Genomic DNA, 16,314 nt, shown 5'->3' on the forward strand with positions numbered 1-16,314 from the left:
TCCGGCTTCCTTCAGATTCGAGGTCACCCTCGACACCCTTGCCTTCGACTATATCCTTCCCACTACCGGGCGGATTTGGGACTTTAACCCTTGAGAAACGTGCGCCGCTAGGCGCACCATAAAAAGGGAGTACACGGAACATCGTATACTCCGTATTTCTATTTCAATAATTATTTTACAATACCGTCGATCGTCTCCTGAGCTTTTGCCGCTGCGTCTTCAGGTGTAGAAGCACCTGTCATCACCTCATTAAATGCCAGTGAAATTGCATCAGATACGCTTGGCCACTCTGCCAGCGGTCCTCTTGGCTGAGCATATTTAAGTTCTTCTACAAACGGTTCATATGGTGAACCTTCTTCAAATTGATTTTCAGCAATTGTCTGATCTGCGGAAATATATCCAAATGAATCCATCAGGAACTTAACCTGATCTTCAGCAGTTGAATACTGTAAGAAATCTAAAGCGCCCTCTGTATTGCCGCCCTTAATAACTGCATAATTCTCACCGCCAAGAACAGAAGCATATTCAGAATCCTTTGGGATTAATGTAACTTTCCAATTCAAATCCGGAGCTTCTTCCTGCATGGTCGGAATCTGCCATGGACCATTTACCATCATTGCAACATTTCCTGAAATGAACTGATTCATGACATCACCCTGTGTCCAGTTTGTACATTCTTTACTCATAACACCAGAGTCAATCAGTTCTTTTGCAAAAGTAAGGGCTTTGATACCGCCTTCAGAATCCAGTTCATAAGAACTTGCACCTGTAGACCACAGCCATGGAACAAAGTTAAATGTACCCTCCTCATTTTGAACGCTGCAGAACGCAAGACCGGTTACAGAATCTGTTGTCAATGCTTTTGCAGTGTCCATCAGCTCATCCCATGTAGTAGGAACACTGCATCCTGCCGCATTGAGCATGTCCTCATTATAATATAACGCAAGACAGTTTGCTCCAAATGGCACCCCATATAACTTGCCATCCAATGTACAGGAGTTTACTGTACCTTCATAGTAATTATCTACGTCGAATTTTCCGGTCAGATCCTCGAAAATTCCCATTGTCGCATAAGATGCATGGTCTGGTGAATCCAGGATTGCAATATCCGGAAGTTCATCCGCAGATGCCCCGATGGAAAGCTGTTTTTTAAAATCAGCAAATGGTACATATTTTGCAGTTACTTCATATGCATCCTGTGATTCATTATAATCTTGAATTACCTTATCCAGAGCCACCTGATGTGCTTCTGTCTCCCAGTAGTACCAGATTGTTACATCTTTGGAAGCCTCACCTTCTGAAGATCCATCTCCGTCTGAAGATCCGCCGGAGCTTCCGCATCCCGCCAGCATTCCAACCGCCATCACTGTTGCCAGCCCCATAGCCAATGCCTTTTTCAATTTCATTTCTTTTCCTCCTTTAACAGTTTTAATTTACTTATATCTTAAAACACGAACATATACTTGAAAATTCCACAAAGCTTAAAAAGGAGGAGATATCTAAAGGAGTTTTTCTGTAATTTATTTATATATCTTCCTATAATCTGCGGGAAGATACCCTGTCTCAGCCTTAAAAACTTTGCTAAAATATTTGGAGTCCGAATAACCTATCAGCTCTGCAATTTCATACAATTTTAACTGTGTTCCAAGCAATAATTCTTTAGCTTTATTCAAACGAAATTGCTTGAGATACGCGCTAAAATTCACCCCTAACACCTGATGGAACTGCGTTCCAAGATATTCTGGCGTTATTCCAAGCTTTGCGGCAATCTCATCCAATGTAATTCCTGTGCGATAAAATTCATGAATCATTGCCACTGCACGTTTTACATTCAGATTCTCAATCTGTTCTTCCGTCCTCTGGAGCCTTTCGACCAGCTCTATTGTTATTCTTTTCATTCCTTCTCTGGTTTTTGTATGTGTAATTCTATCCAGAAGTTCTCTTTGTTCAAAATGTTCAAAATTAAAATTCCCTATTTCTTTTGAAAAATTAATCATAGCCCAGAAAAATCGCACATAACATTCTTTTATTCTTTTTGGCTCATATATTTTCCCATTCTGAAAATACTTCTGAAACTGTTCCACACTCTTTTTTATTTTCTGAGGATCATTAGAGCAAACCGCCGTCTTCATCTGATTTTCTATATCCAGTGGATATACACATAGTGATGTTTGTACACGCTGAATCTCTGGGCAAGATATGATAACTTCACTTCCAAGAAGAATATTCCACTCCAGATATTGCTCCACTTCTTCATAATTATCTTTTAAATTAAAAATATTCGGAGATTCTGCCCATCCCATTGCGACACCGTCTAAATCATTACTTTTTTGCAGAAAATGTCCTTGTATCCATCTTTTAATATTTTGGTTTTTCGCATAATTATAAATAATAATTATAATCTCCTTCTGTTTTTCATCTTCTATAACACAGTAAGAAATTGACGGCTTCTCCGAAAAAATCATTTTTATTTTTCGAATAAATCTATCACATTTTTTATCCGACCATTCTTCAAAATACGATACAAACAGAGCTAATGACAGCTGTCCATCAAGTCCAAATTCTTTAATTAAATATTCTGTAACCTCTTCTTCTGGCAAAAAATCACCTGCCAGAATATTCTTCATTACCTGATCCAGGCTTCCAATCTGCTTTGGATGACGTTTCCGCTCCTTTTCCAGTTCGAATTTTACCCGTTCTACAGCTTCCGAAAAATCTGCCATCACAATTGGTTTCAAAAGATATTCTGTTACCCCAAGCCTCAATGCAGATCTGGCATATTCAAATTCTGAATATGCAGACAGTACAATAGACTTTGCTTTACAACCTTCTGCATAAATCTCCTCTAACATTTCAAGACCATCCATAACCGGCATTCGTACATCTGTAATAATTACATCCGGGTTTTCTTTACGGACGACTTCCACCCCTTCTACTCCGTTCTCTGCTTCCCCCACGATAACATTCTCCTCATCTAATTTAGGAAGCAATTTCCGAATGCCTTCACGAATCCAGATCTCATCCTCCACAATCACAAATCTCATAAAAACCTCTTCTCTCCATTAAACAGACACCCTTGGTATATATATCCAGACACTTGTGTATTCTTCTATGCTGCTTTCCACATAAACAGATGCCATTTCTCCATAATACATCTGTATTCTGGTAATAGCATTTTCCATCCCAATACAATTTTTATCTTCACTGGCCGGATAGATTCTGGAATTAATCATTTTGACCAGTTCTTCTGACATTCCTTTTCCATTATCCCATATCTGAATCATCAGTCTATCCTGTCTTGGTTCTATATTTATTTTCAGGAGATGCACCCCTTTCTTTGACTTAAAGCCATGAAAAATAGCATTTTCTACGAACGGCTGAAAAAGGAGCTTATGAATTCTCCAATCTACAACCTCTGGTGATACGTTAATTTCACATTCAAATGCATTTTTTAATCTTGTCTGCTGCAAGAACAAGTATTGTTTCAGCCATTCTATTTCACGACCGATTTTCACTTCCGCATTACTATCATCAATCCCATACCGAAGGATTGCCGCCAGTGATGTGATTGAATTGCTAATCTCAAATTCATCTCTGTCGATCGCCATCCAGTTAATCGTATCTAACGTATTATACAGAAAATGCGGATTGATCTGCGCTTCCAATGCAGCGATTTCCGCATTACGCTGTCGTTCATAAGCTTCTTTTTCTTTCTTGATAGAACTCTCCAGTTCATCCATCATATGATTAAACTGTGTCTCTATAATTCTGATTTCTGTTGGTGTATTTTTATCCACAACAGCTCTGACAGATAATTTCCCTTCTTCTGCAATTTTCATTGTCCTTACCAGACGGTTAATAGAACTCATAAGATTTCTCGTCATTGTAACTATGAGGATCAACAATATGAAAACTGTTACTCCTAATACAAACAATAAAATCCTCTGTTGGGCATTTAATCTTTTTATCAGTTCCTGCTGACTTGACACATTTACAATATCAGCACCAAACTCTTCGTCATAAACTATTTCTATTGTCTCAGAATTAACTCCTATCAGATTATTTTCTTTTAAGAACTTCCAATATGATTGTTTTCTTTTTTCAATATCATCTGACCACTCCATCACTTTCGTTCCCAAAAGTTCTTCTTCATAGCAGGATATCATATTTCCCTGCGTATCCACCATGAAAGTAAAATGAGTCCTGTCATCGGACTTTCCGCATATTTCTCTTAACATAGCTTCATCCACGCTGACAATCACCACGCCTATTTGCTTGTTTACATTTTGATAGTCAATAATACGATGTCCCAGATGAAACAGATAATAAACATCTGCAGCAAAAACTCCGGCACGTCTGGTCGGAATAATATGTGTAAAATTATCCAATGAAAAATACTCATAAATCCCATCCTGACTCATACCTATACTTCCCATCCATGAAGTACGGGTTGAAGAACCCGTCAGCAGATCATAGAATACAACCTCTCCGCTTTCTGTAATAACCGTAATACATTTAATATGTTCTTTTGCATAGAACATTCCCCTCAGAGTACTTCGAAGCCGCGCCTTTGTTGCTGTAATATCCTCTCCTTGATTAATATCATCTACCATATCCACGATATCATCATTCATATATACCTGAAACAGAATATCCTCATAAGAATCCACCCATACATCCAGACTACTCTTAGTCCGTTGAATATTCGCCTGCATGAGTTCTTCTACATTATCCCTGACAATACGAGAAGTATTAATATATGAAAAAAAGATCAATATAAGCGATGGAATTACTGCAGTAACAACAAACGCCGTCAAAATTTTCCCTTTCAAACTGGACCAAGAAAACATACTGAATATTTTTTTCACAGAATCCCCCCAATATTTTTGTTTATGTTATCATAGCATTATATTACCTCATACCTAATGATGAAAAAACATAAAAAGGAGTATTTTTCTAAAGGAAATTCTATTTTCCCACATTTCTGCTACAATCGCTCATAAAACATTTCCATTTACTAGAAATGCGCACTACAAAGTCACAAAAAAAACCGAGGGCGATGCAAACCACCTCGTCCTCGGTTTATCCTTTATCCTCTTTTATTTGAATGATTACGCATATTCTACCGCGGAATCTTAGAAAGCGCTGCCTCATCGCCCACCAAAGTCACATCATTATGCATCTGAAGGATGGACGCAGGAACTGCCGGTGTTACCGGTCCAAAGAAAGCCTTTGCCACAATATCTGCCTTATCCTCGCCACTTACAATTACCAGGATCTTCTTCGCCTGCATAATCGTCTTGATTCCCATGGTATAAGCCTGCTTCGGGACATCATCTGCGGAAGCAAAGAAGCGTTTGTTTGCCTCGATAGTTCTCTCCTGAAGATCTATACAATGGGTCTCTTTCTCAAATGCCTCTCCCGGCTCATTGAATCCGATATGCCCATTATGTCCCAGTCCAAGAAGCTGAAGATCCACCCCACCAAGAGAATGAATCAGGCTCTCATATCTGGCACACTCTTTTTCACTGTTTGGCTCCATTCCATTTGGAAGATGTGTATTCTCAGGATTGATATTGACCTGATCAAACAGATTCTGGTGCATAAAGTAATAATAGCTCTGGTCATTCGTTCTTGGAAGGCCCTTATATTCGTCCAGGTTCACAGTTGTCACATCAGAGAAATCCAGATCTCCCTTTTTGTACCACTCAATTAACTGCTGGTAGGTCCCAATCGGTGTGGAACCTGTTGCCAGTCCCAATACACAGTTTGGTTTCATGATTACCTGTGCAGAGATAATGTTTGCCGCCTTTCTGCTCATATCCTTGTAATCGGTTGCTTTGTAGATTTGCATAATCTTTTCCTCCTCAACATATTTCTACCCTTAAATTATTACCCAATTCCTATCTTTTTCGTGAATCCACAATCTTTGCCGTCCCAAAAAATTCCGGCATATGAAAACTGGGAATCTCCGACAGAATCGGAAAACACGAAGCATAGTGTTCCATTTCCTTCGCTTCTGATATCTTATAAAAGTTGCAAGTAAATTCGCTGCCTACTTTCAATTCCAATGGTCCATAGATCTTCTCCAATATTCCAATCGGAATACGAAGACTCATACTCCACTTATCTGCATCGATCTGCGCCTTGCAATCAAAAGAATCCATCTCTTCTTTCGCAAAGTATGTCCGGTATGTACGCCTGGTTCCGTATGCTGCCAGCAAAGCGCCATTCGCATTCACTTCAAAATTCAAGTAAATCGGTGGCACCATTCTTTCCTTAGCCGCTTCAAATTCAAAGAACGCTTCCAGCGCACTGTCCCGATACACAGGATCCAATGCATTCGTATAAGTACGAAGCGGATCCACCTCTTCACACACCATCTTCAGATAAAAGCCTTCCCCTGGCACAAATCCAAGATATCCGTACGTATCAGGAATCTTCTTCGTTCCCCACAGAAGATATTCCACACGAAAAGGTTCCACCCGCTCCAGTTCCTTGGCACTTCTGATTACACTAACCTCCATAGACAATATCCTTGCCACTCCTTTTATAAAATATTGTTGCTCACCACATGCTGTACTCCTAAAATTAATCTATCAAAAAAAGAATATGAAAACAAGATTGTGCAAATGCAAAGACCCGAATGTGCAAAAAAAGTCAACAATCGTGCTATTGAAAACTAAAGGGTTATTTCATATACTCATCTTATATCAACAGGGATGGGGAGGGGACGGGGGAAAACTCATTTTCCCCCGTCCCAAATTAAAATCACCCTGTCCCCAATAGGAGGGTATTATGTCTAAAACAAAGGGAAGGGTCACTTTACCAAGTGAATCTAATTTTTTGAACGAAACGAAGGAGATGCTGGAACGCTGGGGAGCCGATGCACTCCGTGACAGTGACGGCACAAAGCTTGACGATGAGATCAAGTCTTTGGATGCTAAGATCTATACGACTTATTTTGTCGCAAGAGGACACAATGAATTTGCAGAAAAACATATGGATGAATGCCAGCAGATGCTTCTGATGTCGAAACACAATCTGGCAACAGATTCTTCTGTTACGATTGATTTTCTGGACGGTTATTATCGCGAACAAGTAATCGCAGATTATATTCACGATCCTAAGAAATGGTGGGAGGTCATTGACCGTACTACGGGAGAAGTTGTACCTGTAGACTGCTGGACCATTGATGAGAAAAACGATCTGGTCACCATCAACAATGCCATTCCATTCCATGAATATACGGTATCCTTTTTCGTATATGCCATCTGGGATCCGACGCAGATGTACAACCACATCACCAACAACTGGGGGGATAAGCCGCATGAGATTCCATTTGATGTACGCCAGGTCAATTCTGGAGCTTTTGCCAAGGATTATCTGAAGCAGTGGTTAATCGACAACCCGGACACCGATGTCGTGCGATTTACTACGTTCTTCTATCACTTTACATTGGTATTTAACGCACAGGCTAAGGAAAAGTTTGTAGACTGGTTCGGCTATGGTGCGACTGTATCCATCAAGGCTCTGGAAGAATTCGAACAGGAATATGGCTATGCTTTAAGACCGGAAGATATCGTGGACAATGGTTACTACAACTCTACATTCCGCGTTCCAACGAAAGCTTACCGCGATTATATGGATTTCATCCAGCGTTTTGTTGCCAGAAAAGCAAAGGAACTGGTAGACATCACTCATGAAGCCGGCCGGGAGGCTATGATGTTCCTTGGTGACAACTGGATTGGAACAGAACCTTATGGTCCTTATTTTGAGGACATTGGTTTGGATGCAGTGGTAGGAAGTGTCGGCGGTGGTGCAACATTGCGTCTGATTTCTGATATTCCAGGTGTCAAATATACAGAAGGACGTTTCCTTCCTTATTTCTTCCCGGATACCTTCTATGAAGGAAATGACCCTTGTATCGAAGCCATCGACAACTGGCTCAGTGCAAGACGTGCATTGATGCGTAATCCGGTAGACCGCATCGGCTACGGCGGTTACTTAAGCCTGGCATATAAATTCCCGAAATTTGTAGATTATATCGAGAAGGTTACCGATGAATTCCGTCTGATTTATGACAACGTCAAGGGCAAGACGCCTTATTGCGGTCTGAAAGTTGCTATCCTGAATTCCTGGGGCAAGCTTCGTTCCTGGCAGACTTATATGGTAGCCCACGCTCTCTGGTACAAACAGACCTATTCTTACTTTGGCGTATTAGAATCCCTGAGCGGAGCTGCAGTAGATGTGGTTTTCTTAAGCTTTGATGATATTCGTGAAAATGGAGTTCCTTCCGACGTAGACGTCATCATCAACGCTGGTGATGCTATGACCGCGTTCTCCGGCGGCGAAGAATGGCTGGATGAGAAGCTTGTCACCGCCATTCGTAAATGGGTCTATGAAGGCGGCGGTTTTATCGGAATTGGCGATCCAACCGCTGTACATCACGGCGGACGTTACTTCCAGCTTGCAGACATTCTAGGTGTAGACAAGGAACTGGGATACACCCTGTCTACGGATAAATATTTTACGCAGGCACAAGATCATCACTTCATCATTGAAGACCGAACTGCAGATTATGATTTTGGCGAAAGCAAGCATGATATCTACGCATTGTCTGACCGCACAGAGATTATCGAATACTCCAATCATGAGGTACACCTTGCGGCCAACACCTACGGCAAGGGGCGCGGAGTATATATTGCAGGACTTCCTTACAGTTACGAAAACACACGTCTTCTCATGCGCGCTATGTATTATGCCGCTCATAAAGAAGATACTTTCCACGTATGGTATGCAGATAATCTGAATTGTGAGGTAAATGCCTACCCAGAAAGTGGAAAATATGCTATACTTAATAATTCAAACGAGACACAGACTACAAAGTTTTATGATGGAGAGGGCAATTGCGAGACCATCACTCTCGAACCTTGTGAGATTCTGTGGCGTTAAACAAGAATTCACACGAAGGGAGTTTATCCCATTATGGTTCAAAACATTAAGATGGAGGAGATTGTTCACCAGGACAATCTCCCCGCCAAAATTATACTACAGACCCTGGCCGGCGACACATCCCGCGTACCTCCTCATTGGCACAAAGACATCGAATTGAATCTCGTTCAGGCCGGGACATCTATTTCTATCGTAGATGGAAGACAGAGTATTCTATCACCCAACGACATCAATATCATTAACAGCAAAAAAATTCATTACGGTGATATTCTGGAAGATTCTGGTTTTATAAAACTAATCACGATCCAATGGGATTACGACTTCTTTCTCCGATACTGTCCGGACTTTCCTCAACATCAATTCTCCCTGGATAACCGCGAATGGATCAAGCCTAAGCTTCGAGAACTAATCCTGAAAATCGCCGACTTGCACCAGTCCAAAATTCCTTATTCTGAGATGAAGATACACGCATTACTCCTGGAGGTCGGGAGCCTTTTATTGGAGCACTGTCTGGAACCCAATCCCTATTATCAGGATTACGACCTTGCCAGGAAGATCGAACAGATACAAGAATCCATCATATATATTGAAAAAAATTATTCCCGGCAGATCTCACTTGCAGAGATTGCTCACCACGTAAATATGTCACCTGCGTATTTTTCGAGGAAATTCAAACAATTTACCGGAATTAATTTCTACGAATGCCTGACTCTTCATCGAGTCCAGAAGGCAAGAGATGAATTATTAAATACCAATCAAACCATCACGGAAATCGCCTTTAACAATGGTTTTCCGAACGTAAAATCATTCATCGAATCCTTCAAAAAGATATACCATATAACACCGAAGCAATACCAAAAAGCCCATAAATGTTAATTTTATGAGGCTTTTTTTATTTTCAAAAGCAAAATTTGACAATTTTTAAGCAACATAGGGAAATACACTCTATCACCTGTCTGATACAATAGAATCAGTTAGACATGTATATTATGACAGTTCAATAGTAGGAGGTATATAGAATGGGAAAATGGAGATTAAGAATTGGTTATGGAGTGGCCGACCTTGCCTGCACTCTGATCTTCTCTATGGTGGCGTCTTATTTGATGATATTCTACACAGATGTATTTGGCATCAGTGCCGCTGTTGCTGGAACCATGATGTTCGCAGCAAGAATTACGGAAGGGTTTATGGATATTCTGGCAGGTCTGATCGTGGACCGCACCAACACACGATGGGGACGGAACCGCCCGTTTTTCTTGTTTGGCGCCATTCCGCTTGGGCTTATCACGATTGCCGTCTTCTATGCGCCCCCGCTTCAGGGAAACTGGAAGATTGTATATGCATTCGTATCCTATGTCATCCTAAGCTTTATCTATGCAATCGTAAATATCCCTCTCTCTTCGATTCTACCGACTCTGACATCAGATTCGAAAGAGCGCACCGTTCTGGTTACCACACGAATGATATTTTCCATGATTGCCGCTACGATTATCACAACATTTACCACCCCGTTAGTCCGACATTTTGGAAATGATGATCCGGGACGAGGATATCTGTCTACCATTACCATCTATGCAACAATTGCAGTCATTCTGTTTTTCGTTACTTTTAAAAACACAGAAGAAAAGATCCAGCCTGCCGCCAAAGGAAAGAAATCCTCTGTGAAGAAGGATTTCCAGTCCCTAAACTCACAGTGTCTGGTCATGTTTTTATTCGGACTTTTGTACTTCTCCATGTTCAATATCCGAAGCACCTCGGTCATCTATTACTTTACCTATAATCTGGAGAAGATTGAGTTGATTCCGACAATTGGAATTCTAGGTACTTTCTCCGGCCTGCCCGTATTACTGCTTCTTCCATATATCACAGGAAAGATCGGGAAACGCAACGCTGTCATCACAGGTGCCGTCATCTATATCCTTGGCACTCTGACCATCTGGTTTGCTCAAAGTACTACCCCCATTCTGATGTGCGGTCTTGTGGCAACAGGATGCGGCATGTATCTGATTCAGGCTACATTTTTCACTATATGCCCAGATGTCATTGATTACTGTGAATACACCAGCGGACAGAGCATCGCAGGTATGATCACTGCCTGCTCCGGTTTCCTGTCCAATATTGCCATGGGCGCCAGCAGTTCCCTTCTTGGGCATCTGCTCAAAGCCGGCGGATACGTTGCCAATCAAAAACAGACAGCATCTGCTCTTAGGAGCATTCAGATAAGTTTTATCTGGGTTCCCATCACATTATGTCTTGCCATTATTGTGCTAATGCAATTCTATAAGTTAGACAGGCGGATGCCTGAAGTCCAGAAAGAACTTGCCAGACGCCGCGGCCTTTCAAAAAAAGCACCGGCTCAGATGCCAGATATTATAAAACAATAACAGAAGTATTTAAAAAAATCTAAAAGGAGTATCGTCATGAAAAAGAAATTAAAAATCGGTGTCGTGGGCGTAAGCTTCGGCATGGAATTTGTCGCAATCTATAAGAAACATCCCGATGTAGAATCTGTCGTCATTGCGGATACAGACGAAAGGTTATTAAAAATTGCACAGGAAAAATTCGGCTTTTGCGAAGAAGAATGCTTTACCGATATCCAGCCTATGCTGGATGATCCAGAAGTGGATGCCATCCACATCGTTACACCGCCCGCTACACATGCCGAATTATCCATTCGTGTTCTGAATGCAGGAAAGCACTGCGGATGTACCATTCCAATGGGGATGTCTCTGGATGAATTATATGCAGTTATTGAAGCCAGAAAAAAATCCGGAAAAAAGTATATGTTCTTGGAGACTACCGTCTTTGGAAGAGAATTCTTCTATGTGCAGGATATGTACCAAAAGGGAGAGTTGGGGAAAATCCAGTATATGAGCTGTGCACATTATCAGGACATGGAAGGCTGGCCATCCTACTGGGAAGGATATCCGCCGCTTATGCACCCGACCCATGCCATCGGCCCGTGCCTGATGCTTTTGAGAAAATATCCAAGTCATGTATATGCCAAAGGTTCCGGCAGAGTCAGAAACATCCTGAAAGAACGATACGGATGTCCGTTTGCATTTGAATCCGCAATGGTATCTCTGGAAGACAGCGATGTGACGATTGAACTGGAACGCTTTTTATATGGTGTTGCCAGAAGCTATTCTGAATGCTTTCGTGTATATGGCGAGAACAAGAGCTTCGAATGGCAGCAAACGGCCAATGAAGATCCGGTACTCTTTAGCCGGACCGGTGAATTACAGCAAGATATGATTGATCTGGATTCCGATCCTGAAAGATTCAACCGCGGCAGCGAGATCATCGAGCAGCGGATTAAGGTACCAGATTATGGATATCGACTTCCGAAAGAGATTGCTGGTTTCACGGCTGAAACTATATATAATGATGAGAATATGCACCTCTCTTTCAAACAGGGCGGAGGGCATGGCGGTTCCCACCCACATATGGTTCACGAATTCGTCAGATCCATTATCGAAGACCACAAGCCAATCGTAGATGATATCCTGGGCGCATATTGGACCGGCCTTGGAATCTGCGCCCACCAATCCGCAATGGAGGGCGGCAAAGTCATCGAGATTCCTGCATTCAAAAATTATAACAAATAAAAATTCTCCAACAAAAAAGCCTTCAAATACTATATTTCAGTACTTGAAGGCTTATTATCATATTATACAATTACACTAACAAAATTAGTCCTGTACGTATGGCATCAAAGCGATGTGACGTGCTCTCTTGATTGCTACAGTAAGAGCTCTCTGGTGCTTTGCGCAGTTTCCTGTAATTCTTCTTGGAAGAATTTTTCCTCTTTCAGAGATGTACTTTCTTAATTTTGCTACATCCTTGTAATCGATCTCGTTATTCTCTTTTCCACAGAATACACAAACTTTTTTTCTTCTACGTCCGCCGCCTCTTCTCTTGAAGCCGCCTTCTGGACGATTTCCTTTATCGTAAGCCATGTTAAACTCTCCTTTCATTCGGTTAATGAAGTTCTTCTTCCCAGGTTCGGCAGAACCTCGCCAAAGAAAAAGAACGGCTTTCTCACTAAGTTCAGCTTCGCTTCACTAAGTGTTCAATGCCTAGTTAAACGGTAATTCTTCGTCTATTCCATCTGGAATATTCATGAAGCCGTCGCCTGCATCAGATGCTGGTGCTGGTGCCGGTGTGGGAGCCGAACGAAAACTTCCGATATTCGCATCGCTTGCAGCCTTGCTCTCTGCAAATTCCTGCTCTTCTACTACAACCTCTGTTGTGTAGACTTTCACGCCATCTTTATTGGTATAACTTCCGGTCTGAATACGTCCACAGATCGTAACACGTAATCCCTGACGGTAATATCTCTCAGCATGTTCTGCCTGTCTTCCAAATGCAACACAATTGATGAAATCAGCGGTCGCCTCTCCATCACGTCTGAATCTACGATCAACAGCCAGTGTATATCTTGCGATTGCTAAAGGATTCTCTCCCTGTGAATATCTCACTTCAGGATCTCTTGTCAAGCGTCCCATCAAAATTACTTTATTCATATAATTACCTCTACTTCCTGCTTATGCTTCCTGTCTAACGCATAAATATCTGATAACGTTATCCATGATGCGAATTCTCTGTTCGATTTCGCCTGGAGTTGTAGCATCAGATTCGAAGTGGATGAAATAGTAGTATGCTTCTTTCATCTTCTGAATTTCGTAAGCTAATCTCTTCTTACCCCATTCATCGACGTCTGAGATCTGACCACCGAAACGTTCAACTAATGCTTTTACTTTTTCGATAACCTGTGCTCTCTCGTCATCTTCGATTTTTGCACTGACAACAACAGCTAATTCATATTTGTTCATGTCGTCTTGCACCTCCTTCTGGTCTTTTGGCCCCCGCTCAACTTATGTGGGAGCAAGGATTTCTGCCGCTTTCAGTCGGCAGTTTTATTGTATCACGGTTTACAATGATACCATATTCCAGTGCTTGTTTCAAGCCTTTTTCTTCAAATCTTTTGTATTTTTTTCTACTAATTTTCGCGCAATCATAATCTGATGCCCACATCCCATACATTTCAGTCGAAAATCTGCTCCTACCCGGAGGATCTCCCACTCTTTACTGCCACATGGATGCTGCTTTTTCATCGTAACAATATCTCCAACTTCATATATATATCTGTCATTCATCATTCTACTGATTTCTCCTCTTCTTTTACTCCACGAACCACGAATCGATGATTGTCACTGGCACTGGTGCAGGTTGACAATGTCACGATCGTATCTTCTGTCGTCACTTCAACTCCCGTATCATATGCTGCCACTTCCTTTGTCATAGTAAGGAATGTCTGATACTCCTCATCCGTATGAAATACTGTCAGATAAGTATCCGATGTATCTTCTACCACACCAACAGAATAGATGTGATATGTGATCTCTCTTCCATCCGGTGTATAGATGTAAAAATAGGGATTCGCCTCCCAGAATGACTTTTCTTCATAGTCCTGCAGATGTCGGAACATTGAGCCATCCTTCATACGATGTCCATAGATGATCGAGTTTCTGTCCGAAAAATCCGCCTGATTATCTACATTCAGAAAGATAGCGCCCAGGGTATTCTCATTTGCAGAAAATGTTTTCTTCAAATACGTGCTGTTATCATCTCCCTGTACGATGGGATAACTGATCTGGGAAGGCTCCGGTGAAAAACGTATCCATCCTATGGTATCTGGATTGATTGCAAGCAGTTCATCAAAATTCACTTTGAATCCCTCTTGTTCATCCTCTCCTTTTCCCGTCTCAACTGCCAAGTCTCTGATCTTATCATACTCACTTCTGCCATCATAATATCCCTTGCCAATCTTGAACAGCTGGAATGCGGACACACACAATACAACAATGGCGATTACCAGCACAATATTGGAAAGAATGCTTCCTTTTTTCTTTCTCTTTTTTCTTCCTCTGTGATACTTCTTCCTACTCATTACTTTTGCTCCATAATCTCTACAATAGTCTTCTCCGTCTGCACCATTCCTGGGGATGCGATCATTCCCATATGGCGCATCGTATCTTCAGGTGTCTTCCCATTGATGCCATGAATATTTTCAATACATACTCCCCGCAGTGCCATAGAGACAGCCCGAAATGCGGCATCTACTGCAACGACTCCCTTCATGGCACATCCATGATTACCACCATCACAGATCATACCGGTAAGTCCACTCGCCATATTCTGGATCACTCGTGTAATTACCGCTTCATCTCCTCCCTGCATATACGCAAGTCCACAGGCCATACCCGTTCCCGCCGCAATTCCACAGCCACAGAACGCAGACAATTTTCCAGAATACTCTTTGATATACATGGTAATCAGATAACTAAGTGCCGTCGCCCTAAGCAGGACATCTTCGGTCAGACTGCAGACCTCCTTATAGGCATAGAGCGGCATCGTTGCAATAATTCCATGGGCACCGCTTCCGGTAATACTCATAGCCGGCCGGCTAAGTCCGAGCACGCGGGCTTCAATAGCCCCGTTACACAGAAGCTGCGCCGTCTTAAGTACATCCGTTGATATCTTTTGATTGCCATTTTCCCGCAGAAGCTGTCGTGTAATCGTAGTTCGTTCTGACTGCATCCCTTCTTCCAGGAGTTCCAGATTCATTGCAAATGCCTCTTGGATAAAAGCGATCTCTTCCTGTGGCACCTGACGAATATATTCCAGAATCTCTTCTAATGAATACTGATGAATCATTGGTACATTTTCTTTCACTATATCATTCTCGTCTTGTGTATCTTCTGCCCGGCAGATAACCTCACCATTCTTCTCGATCCGCACAATATGCGTGTGGCTGTCCTTGATGTAAACTGTACAGCAATCCTTCGCCGTCTCTACCGTAGCATCAATGGTAATCTCTGAACCAATGTGATCCAACACTACTGTGACCTTGCCATCAGCTACCATCTGTGCAGCTGCCTCGTCATCCTTCGGTGTGATATCCGCCAGCGATTCCAGTCCTTTCTTCGCATCGGCTGCCACAGCTCCTAACGCTGCTGCATATAGATTGCCATATCTATTAGAATTAGGAATTCCACAAGTATATGCGTTCTTATACATTCCAGAATTCAATGCCACATAAACACGCTTCACTTCTCCCTGTACATAAGACTTCGCCGATGCAACTGCAAAAGCAATCGCCCCCGGTTCCGTAACACCAAGTGCAGGTTTCATATCTTCTTTAATCAACTGGGTTAATTCATTCATAGATACACCCCCCTATTTTCCATTCATTTCCCCAACAGTATAACACAACCTCACTCAAATAGGGCTTACAAGTCTAAAAACTTTATATATTTTTAATCGGCAGTTTATTGACTTTACTATCGTACCGCG

The 16,314-nt window shown here is 41.9% G+C and carries 15 protein-coding genes; 4 read left to right on the plus strand and 11 right to left on the minus strand.

Going from position 1 to position 16,314, the window contains the following annotated elements:
• Positions 1-170: 170 nt before the first annotated feature.
• The 5 genes from ABE613_RS12730 to ABE613_RS12750 all read right to left on the minus strand — a co-directional run bounded on the left by ABE613_RS12730 (position 171) and on the right by ABE613_RS12750 (position 6,527).
• The gene (locus tag ABE613_RS12730; protein WP_347376567.1) at positions 171-1,406 is read right to left on the minus strand and encodes a sugar ABC transporter substrate-binding protein; all 1,236 of its coding nucleotides are present in this window, start codon (positions 1,404-1,406) and stop codon (positions 171-173) included.
• A gap of 114 nt (positions 1,407-1,520) precedes the next feature.
• Positions 1,521-3,044 carry a response regulator transcription factor gene (locus ABE613_RS12735; protein ID WP_347376568.1) on the minus strand — a complete coding sequence of 508 codons (1,524 nt, stop codon included), beginning with the start codon at positions 3,042-3,044 and terminating at the stop codon, positions 1,521-1,523.
• An 18-nt stretch (positions 3,045-3,062) separates the two neighbouring features.
• Positions 3,063-4,868 (minus strand): sensor histidine kinase, encoded by a 1,806-nt coding sequence (locus tag ABE613_RS12740; protein ID WP_347376569.1) that lies wholly within the window; start codon positions 4,866-4,868, stop codon positions 3,063-3,065.
• A 254-nt stretch (positions 4,869-5,122) separates the two neighbouring features.
• Entirely contained in the window at positions 5,123-5,854 is a 732-nt protein-coding gene (nagB, locus tag ABE613_RS12745; RefSeq protein ID WP_347376570.1) for a glucosamine-6-phosphate deaminase, read from the minus strand.
• A 49-nt stretch (positions 5,855-5,903) separates the two neighbouring features.
• Positions 5,904-6,527, minus strand: coding sequence for a carbohydrate-binding family 9-like protein (locus ABE613_RS12750; RefSeq protein WP_347376571.1), 624 nt, complete (start codon positions 6,525-6,527; stop codon positions 5,904-5,906).
• A gap of 271 nt (positions 6,528-6,798) precedes the next feature.
• On the opposite strand from ABE613_RS12750, the gene gnpA reads away from it, so the two are divergent.
• The 4 genes from gnpA to ABE613_RS12770 all read left to right on the plus strand — a co-directional run bounded on the left by gnpA (position 6,799) and on the right by ABE613_RS12770 (position 12,563).
• Positions 6,799-8,955, plus strand: a complete 2,157-nt coding sequence (gene gnpA / locus ABE613_RS12755) for a 1,3-beta-galactosyl-N-acetylhexosamine phosphorylase (protein ID WP_235232949.1) — start codon at positions 6,799-6,801, stop codon at positions 8,953-8,955.
• Between the two features lie 33 nt (positions 8,956-8,988).
• Complete coding sequence (locus ABE613_RS12760) at positions 8,989-9,831, plus strand: AraC family transcriptional regulator (protein WP_347376572.1); 843 nt, start codon at positions 8,989-8,991, stop codon at positions 9,829-9,831.
• A 143-nt stretch (positions 9,832-9,974) separates the two neighbouring features.
• A complete protein-coding gene (locus tag ABE613_RS12765; protein WP_347376573.1) occupies positions 9,975-11,339 on the plus strand; it encodes a glycoside-pentoside-hexuronide (GPH):cation symporter in 1,365 nt (454 codons plus the stop codon).
• A gap of 36 nt (positions 11,340-11,375) precedes the next feature.
• Positions 11,376-12,563, plus strand: coding sequence for a Gfo/Idh/MocA family protein (locus ABE613_RS12770; RefSeq protein WP_235232952.1), 1,188 nt, complete (start codon positions 11,376-11,378; stop codon positions 12,561-12,563).
• Positions 12,564-12,647: 84 nt separating this feature from the next.
• Here ABE613_RS12770 and rpsR read toward each other — a convergent pair whose 3' ends face one another.
• The 6 genes from rpsR to ABE613_RS12800 form a co-directional block, all read right to left on the minus strand.
• A complete protein-coding gene (gene rpsR / locus ABE613_RS12775; protein ID WP_101695879.1) occupies positions 12,648-12,914 on the minus strand; it encodes a 30S ribosomal protein S18 in 267 nt (88 codons plus the stop codon).
• A 120-nt stretch (positions 12,915-13,034) separates the two neighbouring features.
• Positions 13,035-13,481, minus strand: a complete 447-nt coding sequence (locus ABE613_RS12780; RefSeq protein ID WP_235232953.1) for a single-stranded DNA-binding protein — start codon at positions 13,479-13,481, stop codon at positions 13,035-13,037.
• 21 nt (positions 13,482-13,502) lie between these two features.
• Positions 13,503-13,790 carry a 30S ribosomal protein S6 gene (gene rpsF / locus ABE613_RS12785; RefSeq protein WP_235232985.1) on the minus strand — a complete coding sequence of 96 codons (288 nt, stop codon included), beginning with the start codon at positions 13,788-13,790 and terminating at the stop codon, positions 13,503-13,505.
• A 129-nt stretch (positions 13,791-13,919) separates the two neighbouring features.
• Complete coding sequence (locus tag ABE613_RS12790) at positions 13,920-14,114, minus strand: DUF951 domain-containing protein (RefSeq protein WP_235232986.1); 195 nt, start codon at positions 14,112-14,114, stop codon at positions 13,920-13,922.
• Entirely contained in the window at positions 14,114-14,908 is a 795-nt protein-coding gene (gene srtB / locus ABE613_RS12795) for a class B sortase (protein WP_347376574.1), read from the minus strand. Before srtB ends, ABE613_RS12790 begins: the two co-directional genes overlap by 1 nt.
• Positions 14,908-16,185 (minus strand): L-cysteine desulfidase family protein, encoded by a 1,278-nt coding sequence (locus ABE613_RS12800; RefSeq protein WP_347376575.1) that lies wholly within the window; start codon positions 16,183-16,185, stop codon positions 14,908-14,910. The genes srtB and ABE613_RS12800 overlap by 1 nt, the downstream gene beginning before the upstream one ends.
• Positions 16,186-16,314: the final 129 nt, after the last annotated feature.

The organism is Dorea chungnamensis (genome assembly GCF_039832125.1).
Classification (GTDB): Bacteria; Bacillota; Clostridia; order Lachnospirales; family Lachnospiraceae; genus JAFBIX01.

What these genes read in the sequence shown, in the direction of transcription:
- ABE613_RS12730 (WP_347376567.1), bottom strand. Translation starts at nt 1,406, where the DNA reads ATGAAATTGAAAAAGGCATTGGCTATGGGGCTGGCAACAGTGATGGCG.
- ABE613_RS12735 (WP_347376568.1), bottom strand. Translation starts at nt 3,044, where the DNA reads ATGAGATTTGTGATTGTGGAGGATGAGATCTGGATTCGTGAAGGCATT.
- nagB (WP_347376570.1), bottom strand. Translation starts at nt 5,854, where the DNA reads ATGCAAATCTACAAAGCAACCGATTACAAGGATATGAGCAGAAAGGCG.
- ABE613_RS12750 (WP_347376571.1), bottom strand. Translation starts at nt 6,527, where the DNA reads ATGGAGGTTAGTGTAATCAGAAGTGCCAAGGAACTGGAGCGGGTGGAA.
- gnpA (WP_235232949.1), top strand. Translation starts at nt 6,799, where the DNA reads ATGTCTAAAACAAAGGGAAGGGTCACTTTACCAAGTGAATCTAATTTT.
- ABE613_RS12760 (WP_347376572.1), top strand. Translation starts at nt 8,989, where the DNA reads ATGGTTCAAAACATTAAGATGGAGGAGATTGTTCACCAGGACAATCTC.
- ABE613_RS12765 (WP_347376573.1), top strand. Translation starts at nt 9,975, where the DNA reads ATGGGAAAATGGAGATTAAGAATTGGTTATGGAGTGGCCGACCTTGCC.
- ABE613_RS12770 (WP_235232952.1), top strand. Translation starts at nt 11,376, where the DNA reads ATGAAAAAGAAATTAAAAATCGGTGTCGTGGGCGTAAGCTTCGGCATG.
- rpsR (WP_101695879.1), bottom strand. Translation starts at nt 12,914, where the DNA reads ATGGCTTACGATAAAGGAAATCGTCCAGAAGGCGGCTTCAAGAGAAGA.
- ABE613_RS12780 (WP_235232953.1), bottom strand. Translation starts at nt 13,481, where the DNA reads ATGAATAAAGTAATTTTGATGGGACGCTTGACAAGAGATCCTGAAGTG.
- rpsF (WP_235232985.1), bottom strand. Translation starts at nt 13,790, where the DNA reads ATGAACAAATATGAATTAGCTGTTGTTGTCAGTGCAAAAATCGAAGAT.
- ABE613_RS12790 (WP_235232986.1), bottom strand. Translation starts at nt 14,114, where the DNA reads ATGAATGACAGATATATATATGAAGTTGGAGATATTGTTACGATGAAA.
- srtB (WP_347376574.1), bottom strand. Translation starts at nt 14,908, where the DNA reads ATGAGTAGGAAGAAGTATCACAGAGGAAGAAAAAAGAGAAAGAAAAAA.
- ABE613_RS12800 (WP_347376575.1), bottom strand. Translation starts at nt 16,185, where the DNA reads ATGAATGAATTAACCCAGTTGATTAAAGAAGATATGAAACCTGCACTT.